A 15,383-nucleotide genomic window follows, 5' to 3' on the forward strand; every position below is an offset into this window, starting at 1 on the left:
CGGTCAGAACACCATGGGCCGGTCGTCGTCGTCCTCGAAGGTCTCGCTGAGCAGCGAGGGATCGATGTCTGCCACCACCGGCACGTGGTCGCTCGGGCTGTCGCCCTTGCGCTCGTCGCGGTGGATGGTCGCCCCCGTCACCGCGTCGGCGAAGGCGCGGGATCCGAGGATGAAGTCGATGCGCATGCCCTGGTCCTTCTGGAAACGGCCCGCCTTGTAATCCCAGAACGTGAACCCCTCCGGCACGATCGGTCGCACGACATCCTCGACGAGGGGCGAGAACGACGAGAACATCGACCGCTCGTCGGGGGAGACGTGGGTGGTGCGGCCGACCTCGAAGGAGGGGTCACCCATGTCGCCGTCGAGCGGTGCGATGTTCCAGTCCCCCATGAGGGCGAGGGGCAGATCGGGATCCTCGGCGAGCCACGCCTCGGTGTTCGTGCGCAGCGCCTCGAGCCACCGCAGCTTGTAGTCGAAGTGGGGGTCGTCGAGGCTGCGCCCGTTGGGCACGTAGAGGCTCCAGAGGCGCAGATCGCCGACGGTGACGCCGAGCGCGCGCGCCTCGAGCGGCAGGCCGTTGAGCCCCGTCCCCTGATGCTCCTCCTGGCCCTTGATCGGGTTGCCGAACCCCGGCATGTCGTTGAATCCGCGCTCGACGTCGGTCATCTCGTGACGGCTCGCGAAGGCGACCCCGTTCCACTGGTTGAGGCCGTGGATCTCCACCTGGTAGCCGGCCTGCTCGAACGCCTCGACCGGGAACTGGTCGGCCCGGCACTTGATCTCCTGCAGGGCGAGCACGTCGATGTCCTCGCGGACGAGCCAGTCGACGACGCGGCCGAAGCGGGTGCGGATCGAGTTGATGTTCCAGGTTGCCACGCGCATGATCCCAGCGTATCGGGATCCGTCGACGGGTACGGTCGGGAGCGGAAAACCCCCGCCCGGAGGCGAAAACCCCCGCCCGGAGGCGGGGGTTCCAGTGGAGGGGCCGACGGGAATCGAACCCGCGTTCTCAGCTTGGGAAGCTGATGTCTTACCATTAGACGACGGCCCCGTGACGGGATCGCAGCCGATCCCGACCGTTCAACATTAGCAGATTCGCGCCGGCCGAATCGCCCGCTCAGCCTCGGCGGACGGCACGGCGCTCAGCCCTCCGCGGGCGCCTCGGGCGCCGACTGGCAGACCGCGCGCTCCGCGAGCACCGCCGCCTGGTCCTCGGCGGTCCACGGCAGCTCGAGACCCGCGCCGTTCTCGGCGGCGATGTTCGAGAGCTGGAACGCGAGCGCCCGCGCGAAGCCGGCACCGGCGCTCGAGTTGTTCAGCGCGACCACGACGGAGAGCCCCGACTCGGGATCGTGGTAGGCGGCGGTCATGGTGCCGGTGATGGCGCCGCTCTGCCCGTACAGCGGGCCGACGTTCTCGAGCCCGAAGCCCCACTTCTGGGCCCCGGGAGCGATCTCGGGCTCGCCGCCCTCGGGCACGATCGGCTCTCCGGCCTCGTCGCGCTCGGGGTTCGCCGTGGGCGTCGTCTCGGTGACGAGGCCGCCGAACTCCTCGCCGCCGAAGGTCGTGCCGTCGAGGTAGTGCTCGTAGAAGTTCTTGAGGTCGGTGACCGTCGTCACCGTCGCCCCGGCTCCGCTCAGCATGGTGGGGGAGACCTCCGCGACGGCGACCGGCTCGACGTCGCACACGGGCTTGCCGCCCGACATCGGATAGGTGAGGCCGGTCATGCTGTCGCCCCGCGGGGTGAGCTCGGTGTTGTCGGGGTAGTAGCTCGACCGCATGCCCGCCCGGCCGAAGACGTGGTCGGAGAGCAGCTCCTCCGCGCTCTGGTCGGTGCGCACGCGCAGGGCTCGCGAGAGGAGCAGCGCGTTGGTGTCGGACACGTTGACGTCGAGGCCGGGCCACGGCAGCGGCGACCGGGTGAGGGCCTGCGCGAGCAGCTCGCGGTCGACCCAGGGCCGCGTCGGGTTGTTGGCGAAGATGTCGGCGAAGCCGCTCTTGAAATCGGCGAGGCCCGACTTCGCCTCGCAGAGCTGCCGGTACGTGATGTCCTCGATGCCGACCTGGCGGGTCAGATCCTTCGAGACCTTGCGGTCGAGGTCGATGCTGCCCTGCGCGGCGAGATCGAGCAGCAGAGCGCACGCGACGGGCTGCGAGGCCTGCGCCGCCCGGATGCGCGCGTTCGCGTCGAGGCTCTCATCGCCGTAGGCCGTGACGTACTCGCCCGCATCCCCGGTCCAGACGCCCACGATCGCCGCGCTGGATCCGCTCTGCTCCATGGCGGCGGAGACGGCGGCGTCGATCTGCTCGGAGAAGGCTCCCTCGACGGTGTCGACGTCGGCTGAGCCCACCCCGGACCCCTGGCCGGTGCAGGCGGTCAGGCCCATCGCCGCCGCGGTGATCACTCCGACAGCCACTACACGGGCCCGCCGTCCAAGCTTCGGAAACACAGAACCACCAATCGCAGGTGAAGCAGAACACTGGCGAGTCTAACGGGTCGATGCTCCGAAGCTCCGGATTCGCCGGGCGTCCCGGAGCGCGCGCGGGGCCGCGCCGAGGGGCGATCCGGGTCTGAGGGCTTACGTAGGTGAGGCAAACCTTACTAAAGTATTGGCGTGACTGATTTCGACGAGACCGTCGTGGCCGGTGTGACCGGCCACATGAACGGCGACCACGCTGACGACAACCTGCTCATCGCGCGCGCGTTCGGCCACCCCTCCGCCCGCACCAGCAGCATGGTGGGAGTGACGGGGTCGGCCGGAGTGTGGCGGGTGACCGACGACGACGGCGAGCACGAGCTCTCGGTGCCGTGGCCGGGAGGCGAGATCGGCGAGCGCCCCGAGATCCGTCGCGAGGTGGTGCGGCTCTACCGCGACGCGTGCGCGCGGCTCGGGATCGAGCCGCGCGAGGAGCACGCGCCGGCGCGGCGCGGGCGGCACGGCGATCACGGTTCGGCCGGCCCGGCCCCCGCCGCGCCGGCCCACGGACGTGCCCCCGCACCGGCATCCTCCGATGCGGGGGAGATCCCGTTCTCGCAGGTGCTGCGGGAGGGCACCTGGTCCGATCACTCCGACAGCGAGGGCGCCACCTTCATGGAGGACATCATGCGGGGCACGGGCACCCTCGAGGACTACATCGACCTGGTCGCGCAGCACTTCTTCATGTACGAGGCCCTCGAGGCGGCCGCTGACCGGCTCGTGGACGATCCCCGCTTCGCCGGGTTCCACCCCGCCGCACTCAGCCGCATGGGCGCACTCGAGGCGGATCTCGCCCACCTCCTCGGCGAGGAGTGGCGGGAGCGGATCGAGCCCGTGCCCGCGACCGCGGCCTACGCCGCGCGCATCCGCGAGATCGACGCCGAGGACTGGGTGCCCGGTGTGGTCGCGCACCACTACACGCGCTACCTCGGCGACCTCTCGGGCGGGCAGATGATCGCGCGTCGGGTCGCGAAGCAGCACGGCCTCGACGGCAGGGGCGTCGCCTTCTACGACTTCGCCGCGCTCGGAGGCATCCCCGAGTTCAAGCAGCGCTACCGGGCCGCTCTCGACGCGCTCGGCGCCGGCCTCGACGCCGATGAGCGCGCCCGCGTGCTCGACGAGGTGCGCACCGCCTACCGCTTCAACACCGAGGTCTTCGTCGACCTGGGGCGGGCGAAGGCCGGCGTATAGGGCGAGTCGGGGCGGGATCGATCCGGACCAGCTCCCGCCCGCCAGCGGGCAGCGGGCGGCGCCGTGCGGATGCGGCGGTCAGGTGAAGAGGCGCCCTCCGACGGGGCCTCCCTCGCGGCCCTCGTGCATGAACCGCACGACGTTCGGGTCCACGATCACGTCGCGCGGCTGCAGCGGCCTGCGCAGGTAGAGGCCCCCCAGCGAACGCACCCGGCTGAGCGCTACGTAGCTCTGCCCGGCGCTGAAGGCGCGCGGCCCGAGGTCGATCGCCGCCGCGTCGTAGCTGTGCCCCTGCGACTTGTGGACCGTCACGGCCCACGCGAGGCGCAGGGGGAACTGCTCGAACTCGGCGACGACCTCCTTCTCGAGCTTCTTGGTCTCGGGGTCGTAGCGGTACCGGTAGCGCTCCCAGGTGGTGGGCTCGACCTCGAACTCCTCGTCGCCGATCTCGACCCACACGGTGCCCGAGATGCGCGACACCGTGCCGATCGTGCCGTTCACCCAGCGCCCGTCGGAGTCGTTGCGCAGGAACATCACCTGAGCCCCCGGCTTCAGCTCGAGCACCTCGTCGGCGGGGTAGGAGTTCTCGCGGAACTCGCCGTTGACCTCGGCGACGGCGCGCAGCGAGGATCCCCGGATCTCGGCCAGCCGCGCGGCGTTGATCCTGTTGACGGTCGCATTGGTGGTCGCGAGGGTGAGCACGTCGCGCGGCGCGGGTCGCTGCCCCGCGGCGTTCAGCTCCTCGGCCATGTCGAGCGTGACGGTGCCGTGCCGTACGGCGCCGAGGATCTGCTTGAACCGGTCGTCGCGCTGCCGGTGCACCTCCTCGAGCTCGACGACGGAGAGCGGCGCGCTCTCCCACACCCTCGCGTCGAAGAACCACAGCGATCGGTAGGTGTCGCCGAAGTAGGCGCGCTCCTCGGGATCCCGCGGCGACACGGGCGGCAGCTGGTAGGGATCCCCGAACATGATGATCTGCGCGCCGCCGAAGGGGTCGTGCTTCTTGCCCCGCGCCTGGCGCAGGGAGCGGTCGATCGCATCCATCAGGTCGGCCGAGACCATGGAGATCTCGTCGATCACGAGTGTGTCGATCGAGGCGAGCATCTTCTTGAGCTCGGCGGGCTGATCGAGATCGTGATCGGCGATGATCCCGGTGGGCAGGCGCAGCAGCGAGTGGATCGTCTGACCGCCGACATTGAGCGCTGCGACCCCCGTGGGGGCGCAGACGGCGATGATCTTGCTGGTGTTCCAGGCCAGATGGTTCAGGATCGTGGACTTGCCCGTCCCGGCCCGGCCGGTCACGAAGATGTGCTCCCGCGTGTGCTCGATGCGCTCGTAGACGGCGAGCTGTTCCGGTGAGAGATCGGGGCGTGCCACCCGACCAGCGTACTTCGTCCGGGCCCGCGATGCCGCGGCCGGTCGGCGTCCCGGCCTCAGCGCGGCAGCAGCACGTCGGTGACGTTCAGGTCGCTCACGACGAGGTAGCCCGCCTCGACCCGCAGCTCCGAGTAGGGCGGCGACCACCGGAGGACGTCCTCGCCCTCCGCGTCGATGACGATGAAGCCCTCTCCCCCGGGCTCGTCGACGATGATCATGGACCCGTCCGCGCTCACGTCCGAGAGGAGCACGGAGGAGCCGCGCAGGTCGATCTGCCCGGCCCGGGTGTAGTGCCGGCCCCGGTCCTCGAACAGGGCCGGGGCCCCGTCGCGCGCGACCGCCGTCACCTTGCCCGCGGCGACGTGGTCGGCGATCGGCAGGGTGACGCCCTCGGAGCCCCGGGGCGCGAACGGGTACTGGGATTCGCCGACGGTGCGGTCGATCTCCTCGCCGTCGAGGTCGAAGAACGCGTACTCGGGGTCGCTCTGATTCACCCGGAGGACGAAGCCGTCGCTCGCCCAGGTGAGGGCGCTGCCGACGTCGACGCCGGTCGTCTCGTACCGCACCTCGCCGGTGCGCCCGTCCACCACCGAGAGCCTCCCGTCGAGGCCGGAGCTCACCCCGAGCATGCCGTCGCCGAGCGGCGTGACCTCGACCCGGGTGCCGAGCTCCCGCTGCCAGACGCGGCCCGTGCCGCCCTCGGGGCGCGGCCCGATGCCCACGAGCTGCTGCTCGGACTCCACCACCCAGAGGTCGTCGACCCGGGCGGTCACGCGCCCGGCGCCGATGTCGGGGTCGGTGAGGGCGAACTCCTCCCGGGTCGCTCCGCTCCTCGCATCGACGAGGCGCCAGGCGCTCTCGCCCGGCCCGGTGGAGAGCATCGCGGCGCCCTCCCGCACGGCGCCCTCCGCGCAGCTGAGATCCGGGAGGGTCCAGAGCACGGCCCCGCTGTCGAGGCTCCTGGCCTGGACCTGGGTGCCGAAGTCGGGTGCGGATGCGTCCAGGGTCTCGACGGCCACCCCGTCTCCGACGCCGCACAGCGTGTTCATCGTGGAGTAGCGCCCGCCGAGCCCGTCAGCGTAGGCCTCGCTGAACCAGCGCCCCGGATCGCCGACCGGGTGCAGCTGCACGTCGGCGATCGCCGGCAGGGTGGGATCGGCATCGCCCGCGGTGCAGCCGGCGAGCAGCGCCGCGGCCGCGACGGTGAGAGCGGCTGGTCGGACGCTTCGCGTCCTCACGACGCCCTCGTCCCTCGCTCCGCCCTCACCGGCAGCAGCAGGAGCAGCCCGGCCAGGAGCACGAGCGCGATGCCGAGAGTGCCCGAGATCGTCGCGCCGCCGAGTGCCACCGCGGCCGTGAACGCGGCGGGAGCGAGGAACGACACGGCGCGGCCGGTCGTCGCGTAGAGGCCGAAGATCTCCCCCTCGCGGCCGGGTGGGATGAGGCGGGCGAGGTAGCTGCGGCTCGCGGACTGGACCGGCCCGACGAAGATCGAGGAGGCGAGGCCGAAGACCCAGAAGACCCAGGGGCCGAGCGGCGCGAGCAGGAACACGAGCATCAGCCCCACCACCATCGCCGCGAGCGACGCGAGCATGACCCCCTTGGCGCTGAAGCGATCCTCGAGGAAGCCGCCGAGGATCGTCGCCGCCCCCGAGATCACGTTCGCGGCGATCGCGAAGACGATCACGGTGGTCGGCTCGAACCCGAACGACCTGGCGGCGATGACCCCGGCGAAGGTGAAGACCCCGGCGAGGCCGTCGCGGAACACCGCGCTCGCCAGCAGGAAGAACAGCGTCTGCCTCGACTCGCGCCACAGCCGCGCGAGGCTGCGGAAGAGCTCGCGATAGCCCGAGAAGAGACCCCTGACGGGGCTGGAGGCGTCGGCGGGGATCTCGGGGACGGCGATGAACACGGGGATCGCGAACACGGCGAACCAGGCTGCGCAGAGCACCATCGCCAGGCGGACATTCCAGCCGTCCTCGGCGCTCACGCCGAACCAGCCCGTGTCGGGCAGGATGAAGCCGACGAGCACGAGGGTGAGCAGCACGATGCCGCCCAGATAGCCCATGCCCCAGCCGAAGCCGGAGACGCGGCCGAGCGTGCGCGGCGTCGAGAGCTGCGTGAGCATCGAGTTGTAGCTGACGCTCGCGAACTCGAAGGCGATGTTGCCGACCGCGAGCAGCACGAGGCCGAGGGTCAGGTACTGCTGATCCGGCGCCACGAGCACGAGCAGCGCCGTGCACGCGACGACGATCGCCGTGTTGATCCCGAGCCACTGCCTGCGGCGCCCGCCCGCGTCGGTCCACCGGCCGAGCACCGGCGCGAGCAGCGCGATCACGACGCCGGCGATCGAGAGCGCCGTGCCGAGCTTGACCGAGACCTCGGCCTCCTCGCCGAAGGATCCGGAGGTGAGGTAGACGGTGAAGACGAAGGTCGTGACGACCGCCTGGAACGCCGCGGATCCCCAGTCCCACAGCGACCACGCGAGCACCGTCCGCCTCCGCACGACCGGTTCGCCGGCGGCGCCTGACTGCTGCGGTGCGGTGTGGCTCATGCGCTCAGCGTAGCGGGGTACAGTGAATCGGCCGAGAACCGGCGCGAAACGGCGGCGGGCCGGGCGGTGTGACGGTACAGCCGGGCGGTATGACGGCACGGTCCGGCGGCGGTCGGCGGGCGCCGCCGGTCGGCGAGGGTCGGCGCGGCCGGAGAAGACCGGAGGAGAAGGGAGCAGCGGCGTGAACGCGATGGAGGGCGAATCCCTGACGCTGGGCGAGCTCGTCGCGATCGACACGCTCCGCTCCGAGGTGATCGCCGGTGCCCGCGGGCTCGACCGCCGTGTGGTCTGGGCGCACAGCTGCGAGCTCGACGACCCCTGGCTGTGGCTGGCGCCCGGCGAACTGCTCATGACGATCGGATTCTGCGTGCCGCGGGAGCCGGAGGCGCAGGTGCGCTTCGTGAGGGAGCTCGACGAGGCCGGCGTGGTCGGGGCGATGCTGGGGGAGCGCAACACCCGCCTGTCGCTCAGCGAGGAGATGCTCGCCGAGGCCGATCGGCGAGGATTCCCGCTGATGCGGACCCAGCACCAGGTCCCGTGGTCTGCGGTGGCCCGGCACGTGGCCGCGGCCTCGAGCAGCAGCCAGGCCTCGCAGGTGCTCACGCTCGCGAAGCTCTACGAGCTCACGGCGGCCTCCGAGAACGCGCAGGAGCTCGCCGACGGGATCGCGCGGCTGCTGCGGATCCAGCTGGAGGTCACGGAGGATCAGGGCGGTTTCGCGATCCTGCGCTCCAGCCACGATCGCCGGGCGGAGGAGAAGGGCGCGCTCGAGGTCCGGGTGCGCGCCCATCGGCTGACGAGCCGGCACGCTGCGACGCTGGAGATCGGCGAGCTGTCCCACGACGGGCTGAGCGCGATGGTGCTGGTGCACCTCAAGCGCGTCATCGAGGTCGAGGCCGACCGCATCCTCTTCCGCGCCTCCGCCCAGGCGGAGGAGGCCGAGGCCGCCCTCGAGCAGCTGCTCGTGGAGGAGCGGGGCGCCGCGGCCTCCGGGATCCTCGGCAAGGCGGCGCTCCGGCACGGGTACCGGGTGCTCGCCTTCGCAGAGACCGAGGCGCCGCGGATCGGGAAGGCGTGCGCCGTGCGCGGTCTCCCCGTGCTCGTGGGGCGCAACGGCGAGGCCGGCCTGATCCTGGCGCCCGCGGGCGTGCTCGACCGCGTGCGCGACCTGCTCGCCGAGTTGAGCGTCGCGGCGGGCGCGTCCTCGGTCGTGAAGGGCTGGGGCGATGCCAGGGGCGCCGTCTCGGAGGCGATGAGCGCGCTCGTCGACGCGCAGAGCAGTCGCAGCGCATGGGTCGAGTTCGAGGGGGCCCGCGTCGCCGTCCTCGCACGTTCCGAGCGCGAGGCCCGCGAGATCATCCGGGAGGTGCTCGGCCCGCTCGCGGAGGACAACGCGCGGGCCGCCATGCTGCGCGAGACGCTGTTCACCTACCTGCGCCACGAGCGCAGCTGGGCGGAGAGCTCGGCCGAGCTCGGCATCCACCGGCAGACCCTCGCCTATCGTCTGCGCAAGGTGGAGGCGCTCACGGCGCGCACCATCTCGAGGACGGAGGATCTGGCTGCGCTCTGGATCGCCGCGCAGGCCTGGGAGAGGTTCGGGCCCGACTCTCGTTCTGCGGGCTGAACGATGCCGGCGGATTCATACCGGGGGACAATCGCTTCCGCGGGTCCGAGGACGTAGCCTCGTTCGCAGAGCGGAGGCACCGAGGCTTCCGCCGGAACAGGCAAAGAGGCAGGATATGAGCGCCGATCCGAATCTGGCGGCCGACTTCATCAACGGAGACATCTCGTTCTGGGTGCGGGCCGAGGGGAGGCCGCCGCAGCGACAGCCGCTGCCGGGCCCGATCGACGCCGACGTCGCGATCGTGGGCGCCGGCATGACGGGACTGTGGAGCGCCTACTACCTGAAGCAGGCGAGGCCCGAGCTCGACATCGTGGTGATCGAGAAGGAGTTCGCGGGGTTCGGGGCGTCCGGCCGCAACGGCGGCTGGATGAGCGCCAAGTCCCCCGGGCAGTTCCGCAGGTACGCGAAGGCCGGCGGCGTCGACGCCGCGGTCGCGCTGGAGCGCGAGATGTTCGCCTCGGTCAGGGAGGCCGTCGACGTCGCGAAGCAGGAGGGGTTCGGCGACCACGTGGTGCGCGACGGGCTGATCCACGTCGCGACGAGCGAGGCGCAGCTCTCGCGCCTGCGCGCCGAGACCGCGAAGCTCGAGGATCACGGCTGGAAGCGGGACGAGGACTTCGTGGTGCTCTCCCCGTCGGAGCTGCACCAGCGGGTGCACGTGAACCGGGCGAAGGGCGCCTACTGGAGCCCGCACTGCGCCAGGATCAACCCGGCGCAGTTCACCTTCGGGCTCGCCGAGACGGTCGAGCGGATGGGCGTGCGCATCTACGAGGGGACGACGGCGACGGCCGTCGCGCCGCGCGCGGTGCACACCGACCGGGGCCGGGTGAGCGCGAAGTTCGTGGTGCAGGCGCTCGAGGGCTACACCTGCACGCTGGAGGGGCAGCGCCGCAGGCTGCTGCCCATGAACAGCAGCATGGTCGTCACGGAGCGGCTCACCGACGAGCAGTTCGCCTCCGTCGCCTGGCACGGCGCCGAGCTCATGGGGGACGTCGCCCACAACTTCGCCTACATCCAGCGCACCGCCGACAACCGCATCGCGCTGGGCGGGCGCGGGGTGCCCTACAACTTCGGCTCGAGCTTCGACCGCCGGGGGCGCACGGCCGATGCGGCGGTGCGCCAGCTCGGGGCCAGGCTCGTCGAGCTCTTCCCGGGCCTGCGCGACGTGAAGCTGGAGCAGAGCTGGTCGGGCGTGCTCGGCGTGCCGCGCGACTGGTGCGCCGGCGTCGAGTTCGACCCGGCGAGCGGCGTGGCCTCCGCGGGCGGGTACGTCGGTCACGGCGTCACCGGCACGAACCTCGCGGGGCGGACCGTCCGGGATCTCATCCTGGGCGAGTCGACCGAGCTGACCCGCCTGCCGTGGGTCGGGCACCGGGCCCGCAACTGGGAGTTCGAGCCGCTGCGCTGGCTCGCGGCGCGGGCGCTCTACGCCGTGTACCGCTTCGCGGATCGCGAGGAGTACCGCACCGGCGCTCCCCGGACCCACGTCTCGGCGAAGATGGCGAACCTGATCAGCGGACGCTGCCCCGCCGGCGGCGCCCCGCCCCGCGGGTGCCGAGCGCCGATCCCGCCGGCGCCGAGCGGCCGTGCGATGCGGGGCCATCGCACGGCCGCTCGGCGCGCATCCCTGCTTGGGTACACATTCGCGAAACTTCTTCGTTATCGTTTTGGCGTCAAACCGTTATAACTTGTTGCTTCAACGTGAGTTGCAATGCGTGAATGTATACATATACTGAGTGTGGCTGGGCAGAGCGACGGGTGCGAGAATTCCCCCGTCACGGGTCGCCCAGGCGGTTGATGTCAAAGGAGACTGCTGTGAAGAACCCCATTCTGAAGACCCTCACGCTCGCGGCGGCGGGTGCGCTCGCGCTGACGAGCTGCGCCGGCGGTGGCGGCGAGCCCGTCGAGGTCGAGCCGATCTCGAACCCCGTGGCCGGCGAGGTGCCCGAGGGCGTGCTCGACGGCGTCACCATGACCTTCGCGGGCGACGGCGGCACCACGCAGGAGGGACAGATGACCGCCTTCTTCACCCCGTTCCAGGAGGCCTCGGGCGCCGTCTTCAACCAGGATTCGCCGCAGACGCTCGCGAAGGTGCAGTCGCAGGTGGAGTCGGGCAACATCCAGTGGGACTTCATCTCGTCGTTCGGCGACGCGATCGCCCGCGAGTGCGGCACGCTCTTCGAAGAGCTCGACATGGACAAGATCGACACCTCGAAGGTGCCCGAGAACCTGCTCGGCGCCACCGAGTGCGGCGTCCCCTCCATCAGCTACGCCTACGTCATGGTCTACAACACCGACGAGTACGGCTCGAACGGCCCCCAGGACTGGGTCGACTTCTTCGACACCGAGAAGTTCCCCGGCACCCGCACCCTCTACAGCGGCGACGGCAAGATCGACGGCGGCTCGGTGCAGGCCGGCGCGATGGCGGCCGGCTGGGATCCCGCGACCGAGGAGTGGTCGGTCGAGTGGGCCGAGAAGGGCCTCGACAAGATCGAGTCGATCAAGGACGACATCGTCTTCTACGGCACCGGCGCCCAGTCGCAGCAGATGATGGAGGCCGGAGAGGCCAAGATCGGCGGCCTGTGGAACGGCCGCGCGGTCGCCGCGGCCCGCAACGGCGCGGCCATCGAGCCGGTCTGGAACGACTGGCTCGTGATGATCGACTACTTCGCCATCGTGAAGGGCTCGCCGAACGCCGAGGCCGCCTACTACGCCATCAACTACGCCTACGGCGCCGAGCAGCAGGCCAAGTGGGTCGAGGAGACCGCCTACTCGTCGCTGAACACCGACGCGAAGCCCGAGGTCGACGAGTTGACCGAGAGCTACCTCAGCTCGGGCGACGAGAAGCTGGCGACCTCGGTCGATCTCGAGCTGGCCTTCTGGTCGGATCTCGACACGATCAAGCCGCTGCAGGATCGCTGGGCCTCGCTCGTCGCGGGAGCCTGATCGCGGGCCGGGTGCGCGGGGCCGACGGCTCCGCGCACCCGGCGTTCGCGCCGGCGCTCGCACCCCGGGACCTTCGTCCCCGAGGATGAAAGAGGAGCCGATTTTGTACCTGAGCATAGTCGCGGGGCCGGGAAGCCTGTACGTATGCTGAACCCGACCGAGACGCAGGGCCACTCGGCCGCCTGCGCCCCCGAGACGTCGAAGGAGACAGATTGAAGAGCACACTCATCAAGGGAGCGGCCCTGGCCGCGGTGAGCGCCGTCGTGCTGACCGGTTGCGCCGGGGGTGGCGAGCCCGCCGAGCCGGTCACGCCGATCACGGATCCCGTCGCGGGCGAGGTGCCCGAGGGCATCCTCGAGGGCTACAGCCTCACCTACGCCGGTGACGGCGGCACGACCCAGGACGCGCAGCTCGCGGCCTTCCTCGACCCCTTCGCCCAGGCGTCGGGCGTGACCTTCAACCAGGATTCGCCGCAGACGCTCGCGAAGGTCGAGTCGCAGGTGGAGTCGGGCAACATCCAGTGGGACTTCATCTCGTCGTTCGGCGACGCGATCGCCCGCGAGTGCGGCACCCTCTTCGAGAAGCTCGACATGTCGAAGATCGACACCTCCAACATCCCCGAGAACCTCATGGGCGGCACCGAGTGCGGCGTCCCCTCGATCGTGTACGGCACGGTGCTGGCCTACAACACCGACGAGTACGGATCGAACGCCCCGCAGAACTGGGCCGACTTCTTCGACACCGAGAAGTTCCCCGGCACTCGCGCGCTCTACAGCGGCGATGGCAAGATCGACGGCTCGACCGTCCAGGCGGCGGCGCTCGCCGCGGGCTGGGACCCCGAGACGGAGTTCACCGTCGAGTGGGCCGAGAAGGGCCTCGACGTGATCGACAGCGCGAAGGAGGACATCGTCTTCTACGGCACCGGCGCCCAGGCCCAGCAGATGCTGGAGTCGGGCGAGGCCAAGATGGCGGGCATCTGGAGCGGTCGCGCCCTCGCCGCCGCCGAGAACGGCGCCCCCACCGAGGTCGCGTGGGACGAGTGGGTCTCGCTGATCGACTACTTCGCCATCGTGAAGGGCTCGCCGAACGCCGAGCAGGCCTACTACGCCATCAACTACGCGCTCGGCGCCGAGCAGCAGGCCAAGTGGGTGGAGGAGAGCGGATACTCGCCGACCAACAGCCAGGCCGAGCCCGACGTCAACGAGTTGACGCAGAGCTACATCCTGACCACCCCCGAGCGCGAGGCGACCTCGGTCGACCTGGCACTCGAGTTCTGGTCGGACATGGAGATCGTCGAGCCGCTGCAGGACCGCTGGTCCTCGCTCGTGGCCGGCGCCTGACCCGTGCCCCGCGGGGCGCCCGTCCGGACCACCGGGCGGGCGCCTCGCATCCCGTTTCGATCTTCTGAAGCGCATTCCGAAGAGAAGAGGTAGACACCATGTCTCATGCGCCGAATACAACGCAGTTTTCCGCGCTGTCTACCCAGGCGATCCGCACCGCGGACACTCCTGGGGGCACCCCCAAGAAGCCCAAGGCGGGCGGGGGCGGGCGCCAGCTGCTGCTGGTCCTGCTGCCCGCGCTGATTGTCCTCGCGGTCTTCTACTTCTACCCGATGCTGACGGTGCTCGTCGCGGCGTTCACCGACCCGCAACCCGGCCTGCAGAACTTCGAGTGGTTCTTCTCGCAGGCCGTGAACCTGCAGGTGCTCGGGCGCACGCTCAGCATCAGCTTCTGGGTGATGATCATCTGCGTGCTCCTCGCCTTCCCCTTCGCGTTCTTCATGACCGTGGTGAAGCCGAACACGCGCAACATGCTGATGCTCATCGTGCTCGTGCCGTTCTGGACCAGCATGGTCGTCCGCACCTTCGCCTGGGTCGTGCTGCTGCAGGACAGCGGCCCGATCGGCCAGTTCATGAAGCTCTTCGGGGTCGAGCAGCTCGGGGTCATGCGCACCCCCACCGCCGTGCTCATCGGCATGGCGCAGGTGCTGCTGCCGTTCGTGGTGCTGCCGATCTACGCGACGATGTCGAAGATCGACACGCGCCTGCTCACCGCGGCCCGCAGCCTCGGCGCTCGTCCGGCGAAGGCGTTCGTCTCCGTCTACCTGCCGCTCACGCTGCCGGGCGTGGCCTCGGGCGCGCTGCTGTGCTTCGTCATGGCGCTCGGCTTCTACATCACCCCGGCGATGCTCGGCAGCTCGCGCGAGGCGTTCCTGTCGACGCTCATCCAGGGCCAGGTGCAGGGGCTCGCGCAGTGGGGCTACGGCGCCGTCATCGGCTTCGTCCTCCTCGTGGTGACGATGCTGATCCTCGGAATCACCTCGTACATCGGCAAGAAGACCGGCAGCTCGGTTCAGGACATGGTCGGCGGGAGCAAAGCATGAACGACATCAGGCCCCTCACGAAGGTCGTCCTCGGGATCGTCGCGACCATCGTCGCGCTGTGGCTCGTCGCCCCGATGTTCATCGTCTTCCCGATCTCGTTCTCGGCGGACGCGAGCTTCCAGTTCCCGCCCCGCGGCTGGTCGACGCGCTGGTACGAGTCCTTCTTCAACAATCCGCAGTGGATGCGGGCGCTCGGCAACTCCGCGATCATCGCGCTCCTCGCCGCGCTCCTGGCGACCACGGTCGGCACCATCGCCGCGCTCGCCATCAACCGCTCGAAGAGCCGCATCGCCAGCGCGGCGCAGACGCTCATGCTCACCCCCATGATCGTGCCGCCGATCATCGCGGGCGCCGGCATCTACACGTTCTTCCTCAACAGCGGCCTCGTCGGCACCCTGTTCGGCTTCGTCATGGTGCACGTGACGCTCGCGATCCCGCTCGTCGTGATCGCGGTGAACGCGAGCCTCTCGGGGTACGACCGCAGCCTGGAGCTCGCCGCGGCGAGCCTCGGAGCAGGGCGGCTCAAGACCTTCTTCACGGTGACGGTGCCCCTCATCGCGCCGGGCGTCGCCGCGGGCGCGGTGTTCGCCTTCGTGACGAGCTTCGACGAGGTCATCGTGTCTCAGTTCATGGTGAGCCCCTCGCTGCAGACCCTGCCGATGATGATGTACACGAGCGTGACCCGCACGACCGATCCCACGATCGCCGCCGCGGCCGCGCTGATCCTCGGTGCGATCATCTTCGCGTTCCTCTTCTTCCAGTTCGTGGTGACGCCGCTCGCGCGCCGTTCCAAGAAGAACGCGGCCGCGTAGGCGGCGCCGAATTTCAAGT

General features: G+C 70.3%; 12 protein-coding genes and 1 tRNA gene. 7 read left to right on the forward strand and 6 right to left on the reverse strand.

Annotation, left to right across the window (positions count from 1 at the left end):
- Positions 1-3: 3 nt before the first annotated feature.
- From JD276_RS00645 to JD276_RS00655, 3 genes are all read right to left on the reverse strand, one after another.
- Positions 4-882 carry an exodeoxyribonuclease III gene (locus JD276_RS00645; RefSeq protein WP_200112738.1) on the reverse strand — a complete coding sequence of 293 codons (879 nt, stop codon included), beginning with the start codon at positions 880-882 and terminating at the stop codon, positions 4-6.
- 95 nt (positions 883-977) lie between these two features.
- Positions 978-1,051, reverse strand: a tRNA-Gly gene (locus JD276_RS00650).
- 91 nt (positions 1,052-1,142) lie between these two features.
- On the reverse strand, positions 1,143-2,417 hold the full coding sequence (locus JD276_RS00655) for a serine hydrolase domain-containing protein (RefSeq protein WP_307866370.1): 1,275 nt from the start codon (positions 2,415-2,417) through the stop codon (positions 1,143-1,145).
- A gap of 198 nt (positions 2,418-2,615) precedes the next feature.
- On the opposite strand from JD276_RS00655, the gene JD276_RS00660 reads away from it, so the two are divergent.
- On the forward strand, positions 2,616-3,668 hold the full coding sequence (locus JD276_RS00660) for a biliverdin-producing heme oxygenase (protein ID WP_307866371.1): 1,053 nt from the start codon (positions 2,616-2,618) through the stop codon (positions 3,666-3,668).
- 78 nt (positions 3,669-3,746) lie between these two features.
- Here JD276_RS00660 and JD276_RS00665 read toward each other — a convergent pair whose 3' ends face one another.
- The 3 genes from JD276_RS00665 to JD276_RS00675 are packed head-to-tail and all read right to left on the reverse strand — an operon-like array spanning position 3,747 to position 7,599.
- On the reverse strand, positions 3,747-5,045 hold the full coding sequence (locus JD276_RS00665) for an ATP-dependent DNA helicase (RefSeq protein WP_200112740.1): 1,299 nt from the start codon (positions 5,043-5,045) through the stop codon (positions 3,747-3,749).
- Positions 5,046-5,101: 56 nt separating this feature from the next.
- On the reverse strand, positions 5,102-6,283 hold the full coding sequence (locus JD276_RS00670) for a hypothetical protein (RefSeq protein ID WP_200112742.1): 1,182 nt from the start codon (positions 6,281-6,283) through the stop codon (positions 5,102-5,104).
- Positions 6,280-7,599, reverse strand: coding sequence for an MFS transporter (locus JD276_RS00675; protein WP_200112744.1), 1,320 nt, complete (start codon positions 7,597-7,599; stop codon positions 6,280-6,282). Before JD276_RS00675 ends, JD276_RS00670 begins: the two co-directional genes overlap by 4 nt.
- Before the next feature lie 190 nt (positions 7,600-7,789).
- Here JD276_RS00675 and JD276_RS00680 point away from each other — a divergent pair, with 190 nt between their 5' ends.
- From JD276_RS00680 to JD276_RS00705, 6 genes are all read left to right on the forward strand, one after another.
- A complete protein-coding gene (locus JD276_RS00680) occupies positions 7,790-9,223 on the forward strand; it encodes a PucR family transcriptional regulator (RefSeq protein ID WP_233615192.1) in 1,434 nt (477 codons plus the stop codon).
- A 115-nt stretch (positions 9,224-9,338) separates the two neighbouring features.
- The gene (locus JD276_RS00685) at positions 9,339-10,910 is read left to right on the forward strand and encodes an NAD(P)/FAD-dependent oxidoreductase (protein ID WP_200112748.1); all 1,572 of its coding nucleotides are present in this window, start codon (positions 9,339-9,341) and stop codon (positions 10,908-10,910) included.
- Between the two features lie 128 nt (positions 10,911-11,038).
- Positions 11,039-12,169, forward strand: a complete 1,131-nt coding sequence (locus JD276_RS00690) for an extracellular solute-binding protein (RefSeq protein ID WP_200112750.1) — start codon at positions 11,039-11,041, stop codon at positions 12,167-12,169.
- 212 nt (positions 12,170-12,381) lie between these two features.
- The gene (locus JD276_RS00695; RefSeq protein ID WP_200112752.1) at positions 12,382-13,509 is read left to right on the forward strand and encodes an ABC transporter substrate-binding protein; all 1,128 of its coding nucleotides are present in this window, start codon (positions 12,382-12,384) and stop codon (positions 13,507-13,509) included.
- 98 nt (positions 13,510-13,607) lie between these two features.
- Entirely contained in the window at positions 13,608-14,552 is a 945-nt protein-coding gene (locus JD276_RS00700) for an ABC transporter permease (RefSeq protein WP_200112754.1), read from the forward strand.
- Positions 14,549-15,364 carry an ABC transporter permease gene (locus JD276_RS00705; RefSeq protein ID WP_200112756.1) on the forward strand — a complete coding sequence of 272 codons (816 nt, stop codon included), beginning with the start codon at positions 14,549-14,551 and terminating at the stop codon, positions 15,362-15,364. Before JD276_RS00700 ends, JD276_RS00705 begins: the two co-directional genes overlap by 4 nt.
- Positions 15,365-15,383: the final 19 nt, after the last annotated feature.

Source organism: Leucobacter chromiisoli (assembly GCF_016522505.1).
Lineage (GTDB): Bacteria > Actinomycetota > Actinomycetes > Actinomycetales > Microbacteriaceae > Leucobacter > Leucobacter chromiisoli.